13 protein-coding genes are annotated in these 15,978 nt (G+C 72.8%); 10 read left to right on the top strand and 3 right to left on the bottom strand.

The window, feature by feature from the left end; genetic code table 11:
- Positions 1-103: 103 nt before the first annotated feature.
- Positions 104-1,177, top strand: a complete 1,074-nt coding sequence (locus tag ACZ4E1_RS01470; RefSeq protein ID WP_467534745.1) for a S1C family serine protease — start codon at positions 104-106, stop codon at positions 1,175-1,177.
- Positions 1,178-1,237: 60 nt separating this feature from the next.
- Here the strand turns inward: ACZ4E1_RS01470 and ACZ4E1_RS01465 are convergent, their stop codons facing one another.
- Positions 1,238-1,465 carry a hypothetical protein gene (locus ACZ4E1_RS01465; RefSeq protein WP_467534743.1) on the bottom strand — a complete coding sequence of 76 codons (228 nt, stop codon included), beginning with the start codon at positions 1,463-1,465 and terminating at the stop codon, positions 1,238-1,240.
- Between the two features lie 127 nt (positions 1,466-1,592).
- On the opposite strand from ACZ4E1_RS01465, the gene ACZ4E1_RS01460 reads away from it, so the two are divergent.
- Complete coding sequence (locus ACZ4E1_RS01460) at positions 1,593-2,798, top strand: bifunctional adenosylcobinamide kinase/adenosylcobinamide-phosphate guanylyltransferase (RefSeq protein WP_467534742.1); 1,206 nt, start codon at positions 1,593-1,595, stop codon at positions 2,796-2,798.
- A gap of 356 nt (positions 2,799-3,154) precedes the next feature.
- On the opposite strand, the gene ACZ4E1_RS01455 is transcribed toward ACZ4E1_RS01460, so the two are convergent.
- The gene (locus tag ACZ4E1_RS01455; RefSeq protein WP_467534740.1) at positions 3,155-4,237 is read right to left on the bottom strand and encodes a class I SAM-dependent methyltransferase; all 1,083 of its coding nucleotides are present in this window, start codon (positions 4,235-4,237) and stop codon (positions 3,155-3,157) included.
- Positions 4,238-4,341: 104 nt separating this feature from the next.
- Between ACZ4E1_RS01455 and cobT the strand changes: the two genes are divergently transcribed.
- The 3 genes from cobT (at position 4,342) to ACZ4E1_RS01440 (ending at position 8,047) form a co-directional block, all read left to right on the top strand.
- On the top strand, positions 4,342-5,424 hold the full coding sequence (gene cobT, locus ACZ4E1_RS01450; protein WP_467534738.1) for a nicotinate-nucleotide--dimethylbenzimidazole phosphoribosyltransferase: 1,083 nt from the start codon (positions 4,342-4,344) through the stop codon (positions 5,422-5,424).
- A 137-nt stretch (positions 5,425-5,561) separates the two neighbouring features.
- Positions 5,562-7,307: a phosphatidylglycerol lysyltransferase domain-containing protein gene (locus tag ACZ4E1_RS01445; protein WP_467534737.1), complete on the top strand. Its 1,746-nt coding sequence runs from the start codon at positions 5,562-5,564 to the stop codon at positions 7,305-7,307.
- Positions 7,307-8,047 carry a hypothetical protein gene (locus tag ACZ4E1_RS01440; RefSeq protein WP_467534736.1) on the top strand — a complete coding sequence of 247 codons (741 nt, stop codon included), beginning with the start codon at positions 7,307-7,309 and terminating at the stop codon, positions 8,045-8,047. The genes ACZ4E1_RS01445 and ACZ4E1_RS01440 overlap by 1 nt, the downstream gene beginning before the upstream one ends.
- On the opposite strand, the gene ACZ4E1_RS01435 is transcribed toward ACZ4E1_RS01440, so the two are convergent.
- Positions 7,951-8,709 (bottom strand): hypothetical protein, encoded by a 759-nt coding sequence (locus ACZ4E1_RS01435; protein WP_467534734.1) that lies wholly within the window; start codon positions 8,707-8,709, stop codon positions 7,951-7,953. The genes ACZ4E1_RS01440 and ACZ4E1_RS01435 overlap by 97 nt on opposite strands.
- Before the next feature lie 67 nt (positions 8,710-8,776).
- Here ACZ4E1_RS01435 and cobS point away from each other — a divergent pair, with 67 nt between their 5' ends.
- The 5 genes from cobS to ACZ4E1_RS01410 all read left to right on the top strand — a co-directional run bounded on the left by cobS (position 8,777) and on the right by ACZ4E1_RS01410 (position 15,721).
- Positions 8,777-9,544: an adenosylcobinamide-GDP ribazoletransferase gene (cobS, locus tag ACZ4E1_RS01430; protein WP_467534732.1), complete on the top strand. Its 768-nt coding sequence runs from the start codon at positions 8,777-8,779 to the stop codon at positions 9,542-9,544.
- Positions 9,545-9,635: 91 nt separating this feature from the next.
- Positions 9,636-11,159, top strand: a complete 1,524-nt coding sequence (locus ACZ4E1_RS01425) for a leucyl aminopeptidase (protein ID WP_467534731.1) — start codon at positions 9,636-9,638, stop codon at positions 11,157-11,159.
- A gap of 289 nt (positions 11,160-11,448) precedes the next feature.
- Complete coding sequence (gene lpdA / locus ACZ4E1_RS01420) at positions 11,449-12,837, top strand: dihydrolipoyl dehydrogenase (RefSeq protein ID WP_467534729.1); 1,389 nt, start codon at positions 11,449-11,451, stop codon at positions 12,835-12,837.
- 105 nt (positions 12,838-12,942) lie between these two features.
- The gene (gene sucB / locus ACZ4E1_RS01415; RefSeq protein WP_467534727.1) at positions 12,943-14,697 is read left to right on the top strand and encodes a 2-oxoglutarate dehydrogenase, E2 component, dihydrolipoamide succinyltransferase; all 1,755 of its coding nucleotides are present in this window, start codon (positions 12,943-12,945) and stop codon (positions 14,695-14,697) included.
- A gap of 400 nt (positions 14,698-15,097) precedes the next feature.
- Positions 15,098-15,721: a GntR family transcriptional regulator gene (locus ACZ4E1_RS01410; RefSeq protein WP_399126928.1), complete on the top strand. Its 624-nt coding sequence runs from the start codon at positions 15,098-15,100 to the stop codon at positions 15,719-15,721.
- Positions 15,722-15,978 lie beyond the last annotated feature (257 nt).

Here is a 15,978-nt window from a genome sequence, read left to right as displayed (position 1 = left end):
GGGCTAGTACTTCTCCGGGAGCAGGGCCGGCGTCCGGTGGGCGTCGGCTCGTTCGGCGGTGCAGGACGCGCGAGCCTTCTCGAACGAACGTGACAATCCGGGCATGAACGTCTTTCGCGCGCGCACGCTGCGCCTCGCCCTTCCGCTGTCCGGTGTGCTGTGCGCCGGGGTCCTGCTGTCCGGGTGCTCCGGGTCCGAGGGGGCGGCGCGTTCCACGACGCGGGCCGCCGTGCCGGCCGCGCAGCAGAAGGCGGGCGACAGCCTGCAGGACGACTACATGCGGGTGATCAAGCAGGTCCTGCCGTCGGTCGTGCAGATCCAGGCCTCGTCGGACCTCGGCTCCGGGGTCGTCTACGACGACAAGGGGCACATCGTCACGAACGCCCATGTGGTGGGCGACGAGAAGACGTTCCGGGTCACGACGGCCAACAGCACCGAGGAACTCTCGGCGAAGCTCGTCTACTCGTACCCCGAGCAGGACCTCGCCGTGATCAAGCTGGACAAGGTGCCGGACGGGATGGAGCCGGCGCGGTTCGCGGACTCCTCGAAGGTCGCCGTCGGGCAGATCGTGCTGGCGATGGGCTCGCCGCTCGGCCTGTCGTCGAGCGTGACGCAAGGCATCGTGTCGGCGACCGGCCGGACGGTGAGCGAGGGCCGGTCCGGCGGCGGCACGGGCGCGACGATCGCGAACATGGTGCAGACCTCGGCGGCGATCAATCCCGGCAACAGCGGCGGCGCCCTGGTGAACCTCGACGGGCAGGTCGTCGGCATCCCCACGCTCGCGGCGACCGACCCGGACCTGGGCGGCAGCGCGGCACCCGGCATCGGATTCGCGATCCCGTCCTCGATGGTCACGACCGTCGCCGACCAGGTGCTCAAGGACGGCAAGGTGACGGACTCGGGGCGGGCGGCGCTCGGCATCAAGGGCCGTTCGGTCCTCGACGACGGGTACCGGCCGGCCGGGGTCGGGGTGGTCGAGGTGACGGACGGCGGCGCCGCGCAGAAGGCCGGCATCCGGCCCGGCGACGTCATCGTGCGGATCGGCGACACGGACGTGACGACGACGCAGTCCCTGTCGGAGGCGCTGGCCGGGGAGAAGCCCGGGGACGAGGTCTCGGTGACGTACACGCGGGACGGCGCCGAGAAGAAGACGACGGTCACGCTCGGCGAGATGTGACCGTCCGTCGGGAACCGCGGTGCCGGGCGCGGCCTCGGCGGGCGCCCGGCACCGGTCGGGTCAGTCCTGCGGCGCGGCCGCGTCCTCCGCGTGCAGGCTCATCGGGCCGTAGATCTCGGTCGTGTCCTCGAAGAGGCGGACCTGGTCGGCGCCGCCCTCGGCGAGCTCCTTCCAGTACTCACCGATCCAGGACTCGGCGTCCCCCTGCGTCGTGAACTCCTCGGGCTCCACCGCCGGGGCCACCTCGGTCCCGTCGGCCTTCTCGAACCGCCACGTCCATGCCGCCATGTGTCAGCCTCCCGCGTACCGGATGTCCGATGCGTTCTGTCACCGTCGCTCGCTCTGTGCGTCGAGCGATGTCCCTGGAAGACTAGCCGGGCGCGCGTACGTCACGGGGGCGCGGGAGGATCTTGGTGTGGAACTCACTCTGCTCGGCACCGGCGCCCCCGAGGGGCTGCCCCGCCCCGACTGTCCCTGTGCCGCCTGCGCGGCCGCGCTCGGCCCGGACGCACGGGCCGCGACGGCACTGCTGATCGACGGCACGCTGCTGCTCGACCTGACGCCGGGCGCCGCGTTCGCCGCGGCCCGGGCGGGGCACAGTCTCGGCGGGGTGCGGCAGGTGCTGCTCTCCCATCCGCACGACGGGCCCGCCGTCGAGGTGCCGGCCGGGCTTCCGACCCCGGGCCGGGTGCCGGACGGGCGCGAGCTGGCGCTGCTCACCGGGCATCGCGTACGGGCCCTGTCCCTGGACGCTCCGGGCACCGGGTACGAGGTGGCGGGGCCGGAGGGCGAGCGGCTGCTGTACCTGCCGCCGGGTGCCGGGCCCTCGGGCCTGGAGGCGGTGCGCACTCCGTACGAGATGGTGATCGCCGATGTGATCGGGCGGCCCGACGCGCTGGCGCGGCTGCGCTCGGCCGGGGCGATCGGCCCCACGACGGACGTGCTCGCCGTCCACCTCGACCACGACGTGCCGCCGGGCGCGGAGCTGGCGCGGCGGCTCGCGGCGGCCGGGGCGCGGGCCGTGCCGGACGGGACGACGCTGGTCGTCGGCGCGTACGAGGAGGTGCCGGACGTGCCGCGCCGGACGCTGGTGCTCGGCGGCGCGCGGTCCGGGAAGTCCGTGGAGGCGGAGCGGCGCCTGGAGGCGTTCCCCGACGTCCTGTACGTGGCGACGGGCGGGACGCGGGGCGGGGACACGGAGTGGGCGCAGCGGGTCGCGCTGCACCGGGAGCGGCGGCCCGGCTCGTGGCGCACCTCGGAGACCTGCGATCTGGTGCCGCTGCTCACCGACCCGGACGACGACGCGCCGCTGCTGATCGACTGTCTGTCGCTGTGGCTGACCTACGCGATGGACGAGGTCGGGGCGTGGGACGACGCGGAGTGGGCGGACGGCGGGGAGAAGGCGCTCCGCTCGCGCGTGGCCGAGCTGGTGGGGGCGGTGCGGGCGGCTCGGCGGGTGGTGGTGGCCGTGTCCAACGAGGTCGGGTCCGGGATCGTTCCGGCGACCGCGTCCGGGCGGCGGTACCGGGATGAGCTCGGTCGTCTGAACGCGGCGTTCGCGGGCGAGTGCGAGCATGTTCTGCTGGTGGTGGCGGGGCAGGCGCTTGCGTTGCGGGGCTGACGGGTTTCGTCGGCGGGTGCGGGTCCGGTGGGGGCTGGTCGCGCAGTTCCCCGCGCCCCTGAAATGCAGACCCTTCGGGTCGCATTTCCCCGATCAAGGTGCGGGGCGCCTTTGTCGGGGAAATGCGCGGCGAAGCCGCATGCCTTCCAGGGGCGCGGGGCTGTGTCGATTTGCGACTCCGTCGCGGGGCGCGACCGGCGGGCCCCTGGGGCGCACGAAGTGTGCCTTCCAGGGGCGCGGGGCTGTGTCCGATCAGCGACTCCGTCGCGGGGCGCGACCGGCGGGCCCCTGGGGCGCACGAAGTGTGCCTTCCAGGGGCGCGGGGAACTGCGCGAGAAGCCCCACCAGGCCGCGGATCACGGCGACGGGTCGGAGTTGCGGCGGGCGATGATCCGGTACGCGTTCGCGTAGGGGCTCCGGGAGATCAGGGGAGCCAGGGCGCGGTCGGCGACCCGCGCCGACAACAGGGCCGGCACACTCGCCCGGGTCAGAGCGGAGCGCACCCGCCGCTGGACCTCGGTCGGCGCCGAGGTCCGCCAGGGATCATCGGCCCGGGGCGACCACCGATCGAGAAACAGCGCACAGGCCGCCGTGAGATCCCGCGGCACATGCGCCGCCCGCCGGTCGACCCCCACGACCGTGAAGCCCAGCGCCGCCAGCTCGGCCCGCAGATTGGCGAGCGGGATGAAGTGCAGGTGCTGCGGCTGGAAGTAGGAGACCCACCAGCGGCCGAGGAGATGGGCGTACCGGCACTCGGGGTCGGGCAGTTCGAGGAGGAGATGCCCGCCGGGCCGCAGCACCCGCCGCGCGGCCCGCAGCTCCGCGCGCGGGTCCGGGGTGTGTTCGAGATGGTGGAGCATGCTGAGCGCGTCGTACCGCCCGGCGAGCCGCGGCACGAGCTCCTGGAGTCTGCCCTCGTGGGCCTCGTCGACCCGCCCCTCGCGCCGCGCCTCGGCGATCCCGGCCCCGACGTCGGCCCCGTCGAACGCGGTGTAGGGCAGCTCCTCGCGGGCGGCGGCGGGGAACTCCCCGCGTCCGGTGCCGACGTCGAGCCAGCTCTCGGGTTCGATGTGCCGGGCCAGGGCGCGGGCCCGCTCCCGGTGCCGGCGGGTGTCGCCGCGGGCGCCGGGGACGCGCCGCACGTGTTCGGCGCGCAGCCCGTCGTAGAAGTCGCGGTAGTAGAAGTCGAGGCCCACGGGGGTCAGCCGCGGGTTCTGGAACGAGTGGGCGCAGGCCCGGCACTGGTCGACGGTGAAGCTGCCGGGCTTGTGCTGGAGGAGATCGGTGGTGCGCAGCCGGGTGCGCAGTCGGGTGGAGCCGCACCAGGGGCAGTCGGGGCGGCGCGGTTCGTGGAAGCGCTCGGTGCCCTGGGCGAGCTCGCTGAGGTAGGCGGGGCGGCGCTCGGCCACCACCTGGGCCGTGGTACGACAATCCGACACAAACCGGAACGTAAGGGATCAGGAAGGGCGATGCAATGACGCTGTGAAGCCGGTGCGTCGCCCGCCCGGCGTCAGGGCTCGGCGGGGCCGGTACTGTTCGGCGAATGAGCTCGCTGAATCTCGACGACTTCACCGATCTGATCGAGCGCCCGGACGGCGGGACCCGCCGTGACGCCGAGGAGCGCAGGGCCCGGCAGGCCGTGCCGCCCGGCGCTCTCGGCCGCCTCGACGAACTGGGCGAATGGCTGTCGGCCGCCCAGGGTGCCGTGCCCGTACGGCCGGTGGCCCGGCCGCGCGTGGTCGTGTTCGCGGGCGACCACGGGGTCGCGGAGCTCGACGTGTCGAAGCGGCCCGCGGGCAGCGCCGCGGAGCTGGTGCGCGAGCTCGTCGAGGGCGCGTCCACGGGGGCGGTCCTCGCCCGGCGGCTCGACGTGGGTGTCCGGGTCGTCGACCTGTCCCTGGACTGCGAGCCGGACGAGCTGCCGAAGGGGGTCGAGGACCGCCGGGTGCGGCGCGGCTCCGGGCGCATCGACATCGAGGACGCGCTGACCCTGGAGGAGGCGGAGGCCGCGTTCCGCGCGGGCATGGCCGTCGCCGACGACGAGGCGGACTCCGGTACGGATCTGGTGGTGCTCGGCGACCTCAGCGTGGGCGGCACGACGGCGGCGGCCACGCTGATCGCGGCGCTGTGCGGCACGGACGCGTCGGTCGTCACGGGGCGCGGCGGCGATCCGATCGACGATCTGGCGTGGATGCGCAAGTGCGCGGCCGTGCGGGACGCCCTGCGGCGGGCGCGGCCGGTCCTCGGCGACCAGTTGCAGTTGCTGGCGACGGTGGGCGGGGCGGATCTGGCCGCCGCCACCGGGTTCCTGTTGCAGTGCGCGGTGCGGCGCACTCCCGTGATTCTGGACGGGGTCGTCTCGGCGGCCGCCGCGCTCGTGGGGCAGCGGGTCGCGTTCCGGGCGCCCGACTGGTGGCTCGCGGGGCATTCCAGCGGGGAGCCGGCGCAGGCCAAGGCGCTGGACCGGATGGCGATGGACCCGCTGCTCGATCAGGGGGTCCGGCTGGGCGGGGCCACGGGTGGGCTGTTGGCTCTGCCGCTGGTGCAGGCCGCCGCGTCTCTCTCCGCCGAACTGCCCGAGCAGCCCGAGGCGCCCGAGGCACCCGAACTGCCGCTCCAGAGCTGAACGCCGGCACAGGCCGCGGAGGCGCCCGCTCCCTCACGAGCGGACGCCTCCGCGGCCTTCGTCATGGCTGATCGCGCCCGGAAACGGCCCCGCGCCGCTGGCCGAACTGGACAAAAAGCCGCAATATGCTCGCCCGCATGGGAGCAGCCGTCACGACAAGCACACCCGCCTCGCGCCGCGCCGCGGGCTTCACGGTCTGGTATCTCCGGGTCGTCACGTTCATCAACCTGCTGAGCGCGGTCTGGGTCTCGTTCGGGCAGGACCTGCGCCGCCACAACGAGGAGAACTACTTCACGCCGTACCTGCTGGCGGCCGGCTTCTCCTCGGCGCTGGTGGCCGCGTTCCTCGCCATCACGATGCGCCGCCGCAAGCGGGCCGCGTGGATCCTCAACCTGGTACTGAGCGGCCTGTTCCTCGTGCTGTTCGCCCTGGTGATGTTCTTCCCCGAGGTGCGCGGGCACGCCCAGAACTGGATCTCGCTCGTGCTGACCGCCCTGTTCGTGGCGGCGCTGATCGTCGGGCGGCGCGAGTTCTACGCGAAGGGCGACCGGTCGAACCCCAAGCTGGCGGCGGTCGTCGCGGTCGGCGGCCTGCTGGTCACCTCGCTCTTCGCGACGTTCCTGGTGACGGTCACCAACCAGGCCCACGACGAGCACCGTTCGACGTTCCTGGAGCGCTGGCGCTACGGCACCCTGCGCATGCTGTCGGTCGCCTCGAACGACGCGCACTACGCCGGGATCTCCACCCCGAACTGGGTCAACGTCGTCATCAACATCCTGTCCACGGCCCTGCTGATCGCCGTCGTCTACGCCGCGTTCCGCTCCCGCCGCGCCGTCGACCCCCTCTCCCCCGAGGACGAGTCCAAGCTGCGCGCGCTGCTCGACAAGGACGGCGAACGCGACTCGCTCGGCTACTTCGCGCTGCGCCGCGAGAAGAGCGCCATCTGGTCGCCGACCGGCAAGGCCGCCGTGACCTACCGCGTCGTCAGCGGTGTCTCGCTCGCCTCCGGCGACCCGATCGGCGACCCCGAGGCATGGCCCGGCGCGATCGAGCCCTGGCTGGCCGAGGCGCGGGCGCACGGCTGGATCCCGGCCGTGATGGGCGCGAGCGAGGAGGCCGGCACGATCTACGCCCGGCACGGCCTCGACGCCCTGGAGCTCGGCGACGAAGCCCTCGTGGAGACGAAGGAGTTCACCCTGGAGGGCCGGGCGATGCGCACCGTCCGCCAGGCCTTCAACCGGGTCAAGCGGGCCGGCTACACGGTCCGCATCCGGCGCCACGAGGACATCCCCGAGGCGGAGATGGAGCAGCTCCTGAAGCGGGCGGACGACTGGCGTGACGGCGCCACCGAGCGCGGCTTCTCGATGGCGCTCGGCCGGCTCGGCGACCCGCACGACGGGCAGTGCGTGATGCTCGAATGCTCGGACGGCGAGGGCGAGTTGAGGGCGCTGCTGTCGTTCGTGCCGTGGGGGCCCAACGGCCTCTCCCTCGATCTGATGCGCCGTGACCGGGACGCGGAGAACGGCCTGATGGAGTTCATGGTCATCGAACTCCTGCAGCGCGCCCAGGAGATCGGGATCACACAGGTGTCACTGAACTTCGCGATGTTCCGCTCCGTCTTCGAGCGTGGCTCGCGACTCGGCGCGGGCCCGGTGCTGCGCCTGTGGCGCTCGCTGCTCAGCTTCTTCTCGCGGTGGTGGCAGATCGAATCGCTCTACCGGGCCAACGCCAAGTACCGGCCCATCTGGGAACCCCGCTTCCTCCTCTTCGAGAAGAGCGCCGACCTGCCCCGCATCGGCATCGCGTCGGCCCGCGCCGAGGGCTTCCTCGAAGTGCCGGGCCTGCCCTCGTGGCTGCGCCGCAGGCGGCTGGAGCACCACTGATGACCGCGGTGCGCCGCTGGGCGCACCGCGAATGGGGCCCGCTCCTGAGCACCGTGCGGGACGGGCTCGCGGCACGGCGGTGGCGGGCCGTCCCGATGACGCTCGCCGCGGTGTGCCTGACGGCCGCGTTCCAGTACGCGCAGAACCGGCCCTGGGGCTACGGGTTCGTGCAGGACGTCGGCGCGGTGCGGGCCGCCGACCCGTGGTGGCGGGCCCTGCTGCGCACCCCGCTCTCCCTGTTCGTCCCGGCCCTCGACCTGCCGGTGTGGGGCGCGCTCGGCCAGATCCTGGTGGTGTTCGGCGTCGCGGAGATCTGCCTGGGCCGGCCCCGCACCCTCGTCATCGCCTATGTGGCCACGCTCACCGGCACCCTGTACGCGCGGCTCGGCGTCGCGCTCGGCCCGGGCAGCCCCTTCGGCCTTCCCGCCTCGGACGCGCAGGTCGTCGACACCGGCCCGTCGGCGGCGGTCGTCGGGCTCGCCGTGTACGTGTGCGTGCGCTACGGCGCCCGGTGGACGGCGGCCTGCGTCGTCGTGGCGATGGGTGTCGAGTGCGCGCTCAAGCCGAACCTCGCGGGCAAGGAGCATCTCGCCGCGATCGGCGCCGTGCTTCTGCTGTGCGCGGTGGAGGCGCTGGCGCGGCGTCAGGACGGAGGCGGCTTGCGCTCCGGGTCCGGGGTGCCGCCGATCAGGTTCTGGAAGCCGCGGTCGAAGCGGGACCAGCGGCGCTCGTGCCGATAGGCCCGCAGTCCGGCCCGGGCGCGGGCGCGGGGCCGCCTCCGGTACCAGCGGCGGGCCCAGTACGAGCCGGGCCGGGCCAGGCGCAGCGCCCCGAACCAGGCGACGAACGGCACGAGCACGCCGATGACCGCGAGCCGGGGCTTGCCCTTGAGCAGCGTGACGAACACGAACGTGAAGTTGATGAACAGCGTCGACACGAGGGTGACCCGGTCGTGCTGCTCCTGGTCCGTCATGTCGTTCACACCGAGCGGCGAGAAGCCGCCGATCACCAGGAGACCGAGGGCGGACGCGAGGACCACGACCTCCACGCTGCGCCGCCCCTGCTCGCTCCAGTACACGTCCTGGAGATGCAGGATCAGGGCGAACTCGTCGAGCACGAGGCCCGCGCCGATCCCGAAGACGACGGCGCAGAGGGACGCGGCGAGCCCGTGCCGGCCGCTGCCGACCGCGCCGAACCCGCCGACGACGGTGAGCACGACCCCGGGCACCACGTGGTGGATGTGCATGCCGCCCGGCGTGATGTTGCGGAACGGGCCGCGGCCCGCCCGGATCAGCCGGGTGATGGTGCGGGTGATCAGGAACGTCGCCATGAAGGACAGCAGCGCGAGAAGCAGCGGGAGTTTGCCCGGCTCCGTGATGTTCCGGTACCACCAGTCGCCCATGGGCCCATCCTGCCGCCGGGCCCCGGGCGCCGCCCGCCCTCGTCGCCTGTCCGGGTAACCTCCCCCGATGCCCGATGTGAACTCCCGCGCCTCCCTGCCCGACGGCATACGTTTCGCCTTCGGCACCCTCACGGTGCTGCCCGTCACCGTCACCCGCTGGGACCGGGACGCGGCCCGCACGGGCATGCTGTGCGCCCCGCTCGCCGGTCTCGTCGTGGGGCTGTGCGCCGCCGCGCTCGGCGGGGCGCTGACCCTGCTCGGCGCGGGCCCGCTGCTCGCCGCGGTCGCCTCCGTCGCGGTGCCCGCCGCGCTCACCCGGGGGCTGCACCTGGACGGGCTCGCGGACGTCGCCGACGGACTCGGCAGCGGGAAGCCCGCCGAGGACGCGCTGCGCATCATGAAGCAGTCGGACATCGGCCCGTTCGGCGTCGTCACCCTCGTGCTCGTGCTGTTCGCCCAGGTGGCCGTCCTGGCCCAGCTGTACGGCGAGTCCTGGGCGCGGGGCGCGATCGCGGCGGCCGTCGCCGCGGTGACGGCCCGCCTCGCGCTCACCCTCGCCTCCCGCGCCGGGGTCCCGCCGGCCCGCCCCGAGGGGCTCGGCGCGGCGGTCGCGGGCACGGTCGGGCCCCGGGCCGCCCTGGTGGCGGGCCTGGTCGTGGTCGGGGTGACGGCCGGCGTCTCGTTGCCGGGGGCGGTCTCCGTCGTCCTGGGGTGCGGTGCGGCGGAGTTGCTGCTGCGCCGGTGCGTGCGGCGGTTCGGCGGGGTGACCGGGGACGTTTTCGGGGCGCTCGCGGAGGTCGCCGCGACGGCCGCTCTGATAGCACTTGCGCTGTAAGCGCACCCTCCGCGGGTCACATGGTGAGACACCGGCGTAGGCTCGCGTTCGGGCCACCCGACCCCGACAACGAAAGAGGGACCTCACCACCGTGACTGCTCTGACTCTCAGCACCGCTACGGCCACCGGCCTCCGCGCCGACGCGCTCGTCGTCGGTGTCGCGAAGGGCGACAAGGGCCCGGTCGTCGCGCCGGGCGCCGAAGCCGTGGACCAGGCGTTCGACGGAAAGCTCGCTTCCGTCCTGGAGACCCTGGGCGCCGCCGGCGCCGAGGGCGAGGTGACCAAGCTCCCCGCGCCGTCCGGCGTCAAGGCTCCGGTCGTGCTGGCGGTCGGTCTCGGTGCCCTGCCCGAGAAGGACGACGTCTTCGCCGCCGAGACCCTGCGGCGTGCCGCCGGTGTCGCGGCCCGCGCCCTGGCCGGTTCGAAGAAGGCCGCGTTCGCCCTCCCCGTCGAGGACGCCGAGGACGCCGGTGCGATCGCGGAGGGCGCGCTCCTCGGCGCGTACTCCTTCGACGCCTACAAGCAGTCCGCCAAGGACGCGAAGAAGAACGGCAAGGCGCCGCTCGCCGAGGTCGCGATCCTCGGCGGCAAGCCGCGCGACAAGGCGTTCAAGGCCGCGGTCGAGCGCGCCGTCGCGCTGGGCGAGGAGCTCAACCGCGCCCGCGACCTCGTCAACACCCCGCCGAACGACCTGAACCCGGAGTCCTTCGCCGCCGTCGCGCAGGCCGCGGCCAAGGAGCACGGCATCAAGGTGCAGGTGCTCGACGAGAAGGCGCTCGTCAAGGGCGGCTACGGCGGCATCCTCGGCGTCGGCGCCGGTTCCGCCGCGACGCCGCGCCTGGTGAAGCTGTCGTACACGAGCTCCAAGGCGGACAAGCACCTCGCGTTCGTCGGCAAGGGCATCACGTACGACTCGGGCGGCATCTCCCTGAAGCCGGCCGGGCACAACGAGACGATGAAGTGCGACATGGCCGGCGCCGCCGCCGTGTTCGCCGCCGTCGTCACGGCCGCCCGCCTCAAGCTCGACGTCAACGTGACGGGCTGGCTGGCCCTCGCCGAGAACATGCCGTCGGGCTCCGCCACCCGCCCGGGCGACGTGCTGCGCATGTACTCGGGCAAGACCGTCGAGGTCCTGAACACGGACGCCGAGGGCCGTCTGGTCCTGGCCGACGCGATCGCCAAGGCCTCCGAGGAGAACCCGGACGCGATCGTCGACGTGGCGACGCTGACCGGCGCCATGATGCTGGCGCTCGGCAACCGCACGTTCGGCATCATGGCCAACGACGACGCTTTCCGTACGTCGATCCACGAGGTCGCCGAGGAGACGGGCGAGCCGGCCTGGCCGATGCCGCTGCCGGCCGACCTGAAGAAGGGCATGGAGTCCTCCACCGCCGACATCGCCAACATGGGCGAGCGGATGGGCGGCGGTCTCGTCGCCGGTCTGTTCCTCCAGGAGTTCGTCGGCGAGGGCATCACGTGGGCCCACCTCGACATCGCGGGCCCGGCCTTCAACGAGGCCGCCCCGTTCGGTTACACGCCGAAGGGCGGCACGGGTTCCGCGGTGCGCACCCTGGTCCGCCTCGCGGAGCGCACGGCGGCCGGCGACCTCGGCTGAGTCCGGCTCCTTCGCAGGTGATCGACGTGTTCGGCCCCGGGTGCACTGCGCCCGGGGCCGTTCGCTTTCGACGAAATCCGTAGGTTCCTCCGAGGCCCGCACGGTCGATTCGGGTGTAACCGCCGTCTCAGACCCCGGCCCGACGTCCCGCACTCCTTCGACAAGTGCGAGGATGGGTGCCGGCAGGACAGGGCCCCCACCCGAGGGCCGAAGCAAAGAGCGGCCGGACACCAGCCGCCGCCCGGTCACGCGAGACCGGCGTACGGCGCACATGCATGGAGGACGTGACGTGGCGAACGACGCCAGCACCGTTTTCGACCTAGTGATCCTCGGCGGTGGCAGTGGCGGCTACGCCGCGGCCCTGCGCGGAGCGCAGCTGGGTCTCGACGTCGCCCTGATCGAGAAGAACAAGGTCGGCGGCACCTGCCTGCACGTCGGCTGCATCCCCACCAAGGCACTGCTGCACGCCGGTGAGATCGCCGACCAGGCGCGCGAGTCCGAGCAGTTCGGCGTGAAGGCGACCTTCGAGGGCATCGACATGCCCGCCGTCCAGAAGTACAAGGACGAGGTCATCTCGGGCCTGTACAAGGGCCTGCAGGGGCTGATCGCCTCCCGCAAGGTCACGTACATCGAGGGCGAGGGCCGGCTGTCCTCCCCGACGTCGGTCGACGTCAACGGCCAGCGCATCCAGGGCCGCCACGTGCTGCTCGCGACGGGCTCCGTGCCGAAGTCGCTGCCGGGCCTGGAGATCGACGGCAACCGGATCATCTCCTCGGACCACGCGCTGACCCTGGACCGCGTCCCGCAGTCCGCGATCATCCTGGGCGGCGGCGTCATCGGCGTCGAGTTCGCCTCGGCGTGGAAGTCCTTCGGCACCGACGTCACGGTCGTCGAGGGCCTCAAGCACCTGGTCCCGGTCGAGGACGAGAACAGCTCGAAGCTTCTTGAGCGCGCGTTCCGCAAGCGCGGCATCAAGTTCAACCTCGGCACCTTCTTCGAGAAGGCCGAGTACACGCAGGACGGCGTCCGCGTGACCCTCGCCGACGGCAAGACCTTCGACGCCGAGGTCCTCCTCGTCGCCATCGGTCGTGGCCCCGTCTCGTCCGGCCTCGGCTACGAGGAGCAGGGCGTCGCGATGGACCGCGGCTACGTCCTGGTCGACGAGTACATGCAGACCAACGTGCCGACCATCTCGGCCGTCGGTGACCTCGTCCCGACCCTCCAGCTCGCGCACGTCGGCTTCGCCGAGGGCATCCTGGTGGCGGAGCGTCTGGCCGGCATCAAGACCGTCCCGATCGACTACGACGGTGTGCCGCGCGTGACGTACTGCCACCCGGAGGTCGCCTCCGTCGGTATCACCGAGGCCAAGGCCAAGGAGATCTACGGCGCGGACAAGGTCGTCGCTCTGAAGTACAACCTGGCGGGCAACGGCAAGTCCAAGATCCTGAAGACCGCGGGCGAGATCAAGCTCGTCCAGGTCAAGGACGGTGCCGTGGTCGGCGTCCACATGGTCGGCGACCGGATGGGCGAGCAGGTCGGTGAGGCCCAGCTGATCTACAACTGGGAAGCGCTGCCGGCCGAGGTCGCCCAGCTCATCCACGCCCACCCGACCCAGAACGAGGCGCTCGGCGAGGCCCACCTGGCCCTCGCGGGCAAGCCGCTGCACTCGCACGACTGACCTCGTTCCCGCCTGTCGCACTGTCGCATGGGCGCGACGACCGACCCCACAGACTTCCGCACTGCGTTGCCGCGCATTGCACATTCGTAAGGAGCAACAGAAACCATGGCGGTTTCCGTATCCCTTCCGGCGCTCGGTGAGAGCGTCACCGAGGGCACTGTCACCCGCTGGCTGAAGGCCGAGGGCGAGCGCGTCGAGGTCGACGAGCCGCTGCTCGAGGTCTCGACCGACAAGGTGGACACCGAGATCCCCTCGCCGGCCGCCGGCATCCTGGCCTCCATCAAGGTTGCCGAGGACGAGACGGTCGAGGTCGGCGCCGAGCTGGCCGTCATCGACGACGGCACGGGCGCGCCCGCTGCCGCTCCGGCTCCGGCCGCCGCCGAGGCTCCGGCCCCGGCCGCCCCGGCTGCCGAGGCCGCTCCGGCCCCGGCTCCCGAGGCTCCCGCCGCCGCTCCGGCCGCTCCGGCCGGCGCCGCCTCCGGCACCGACGTCGTGCTGCCCGCGCTGGGCGAGTCGGTCACCGAGGGCACCGTCACCCGCTGGCTGAAGGCCGTCGGTGACGAGGTCGCCGAGGACGAGCCGCTGCTCGAGGTCTCGACCGACAAGGTCGACACCGAGATCCCCTCGCCCGTCGCCGGTGTTCTCCTGGAGATCGCCGTCGCCGAGGACGAGACCGCCGAGGTCGGCGCCAAGCTCGCCGTGATCGGTGCCGCGGGTGCCGCTCCGGCCGCTGCCGCCCCGGCCGCGCCCGCTGCCCCGGCCGCCTCTCCGGCTGCCCCGGCCGCTCCCGCCGCTCCGGCTCCGGCTCCGGCCGCCCCCGCGGCTCCGGCTGCTCCGGCCGCGCCCGCCGCCCCGGCTGCTCCGGCTCCGGCCCCGGCCCCCGCGCCGGTCACCCCGGCTCCGGCCGCGCCGACCGCCGTGTCCCCCGTGGACGACGGCGCCTACGTGACCCCGCTGGTGCGCAAGCTCGCGTCGGAGAACGGCGTGGACCTGTCCACCGTCAAGGGCACCGGCGTCGGTGGCCGCATCCGCAAGCAGGACGTCATCGCCGCCGCGGAGGCCGCCAAGGCCGCCGCTCCGGCCGCTGCCGCCCCGGCCGCCGCCGCGCCGAAGGCCCCCGCCCTGGAGGTCTCCCCGCTGCGTGGCCAGACGGTCAAGCTGCCGCGCATCCGCAAGGCGATCGCCGACAACATGACCAAGGCGCTGCACGAGCAGGCGCAGCTGTCCTCGGTCATCGAGGTCGACATCACCAAGCTGATGAAGCTCCGCAACCGGGCCAAGGACGGCTTCGCCGCCCGCGAGGGCGTCAAGCTCTCCCCGATGCCGTTCTTCGTCAAGGCCGCCGTCCAGGCGCTGAAGGCCCACCCGGTCATCAACGCCCGCCTGAACTACGACGAGGGCACGATCACCTACTTCGACTCGGAGAACGTCGGCATCGCCGTCGACTCGGAGAAGGGCCTGATGACCCCGGTCATCAAGGGCGCGGGTGACCTGAACATCGCGGGGATCGCGAAGCGGACCGCCGAGCTGGCGAACAAGGTCCGTACGAACAAGATCGCTCCGGACGACCTGGCCGGCGCCACCTTCACGATCTCCAACACGGGGTCGCGCGGTGCGCTGTTCGACACGGTCATCGTCCCGCCGAACCAGGTCGCCATCCTGGGCATCGGTGCCACGGTCAAGCGTCCGGTCGTCATCTCCGACCCGGAGCTCGGTGACACGATCGCCGTGCGCGACATGACGTACGTGACGCTCTCCTACGACCACCGTCTGGTGGACGGCGCCGACGCGGCCCGCTACCTGACGACGGTCAAGCAGCTCCTCGAGGCGGGCGAGTTCACCGCCGAGCTGGGCCTGTAGGACCCTCAGGAGCGCCCTGCGGGACCTCGGGAGCGCCTGAGAAGCACGACGGAGCCCCCGTCCGGAGACCGACCTCCGGGCGGGGGCTCCGTGCTGCCCGGACGCCGGGGCCGACGGTGTCTCAGCCTGTGGTCACCGGGCGTCCACCGGCGGCCCCGGGGAGGGCCCGGGCGCGGGCGTGCCGATCGATGCCGGTTCGGGGCCCAACGGGGCTTGTGGGCGCCGGAGTTGGCCCGTTTCGGGGGGCGTCCGGCAGGGCCCTCGACGTCCGGCACATCGGTGGCAAACCGTGCCACGTAACGCGCATCACCTGCGGCGGAAGCCCTCGCGCCCTTCCTGGCCTGGGGCGCGGCCGTATTGTCTAGTGGTCGATGTCCTTGGCCTCCCGGAGGAGCCCACAATGACCACGCCCGTCGTCCACTCGCTGCGCGAACAGATCCGCGAGCACATCGTGGAGGGGATCGTGAGCGGCCGCTGGAAGCCGGGCGAACGGATCGTGGAGCGGCGCATCGCGACCGAGCTGGAGGTCAGCCAGACGCCCGTGCGGGAGGCGCTGCGGGAGCTGGAGTCGCTGCGCCTGATCGAGTCGGCGCCGAACAAGGGCGTACGGGTGCGGAACCTGTCGGCGGCCGATCTGGAGGAGAGCTATCCGGTGCGGGCCGGCCTGGAGGCCATCGCGGCCGAGCTGGCGGCCGAGCGCCTGGCCGAGGACTGCTCGGCCCTGGAGCCGCACGTGGCGGCCCTCTACCGGGCCGACCAGGAGGCGGACGGGACCGGGCAGGTGCGGCACACGGTGGGGTTCCACCGGGAGCTGGTGCGCGCCGCGAACAACTCGGTGCTGCTGCACACCTGGGAGGGGCTCGGCATCGAGGTCTTCACCGCGCTGTCCATCCGCTGGCTGGGCACCGTGCAGCAGTCGTACGCGGAGGAGCACGAGGAGATCGTCGCCGCGTTCCGGCGCCGGGACCCGGCCATCGCGGAGATCGTGAAGACCCATGTCCTGGGGTGCGCCCCGCGCGCGTGACCTGCGGGACGAGGAGGAACGCGGGAGGGGCACTGGGTGCCCCTCCCCTTCGTTTTCGGGTCGCTTTGGGGTGATTTCCCTGGCACCTTGTGCCGACTTTCGCGTTCTGGCGAGGTTTTACCCCTGCACCCTTTGATCGATCATCGATCAGGGAGTTACAGTCGCCGACGGGTCCACACCCGGACCCCGCCCTGTCCTGCCAAAGACATCAAGGGCACCCCCTACCCCACCCCCTTCGACTCAGGAAGGCGTGCGGC

It is taken from the genome of Streptomyces sp. NPDC025806, from assembly GCF_055558275.1.
The sequence above is the reverse complement of the archived record's forward strand: the minus strand, read 5'-3'. Positions and strand labels throughout refer to the sequence as shown.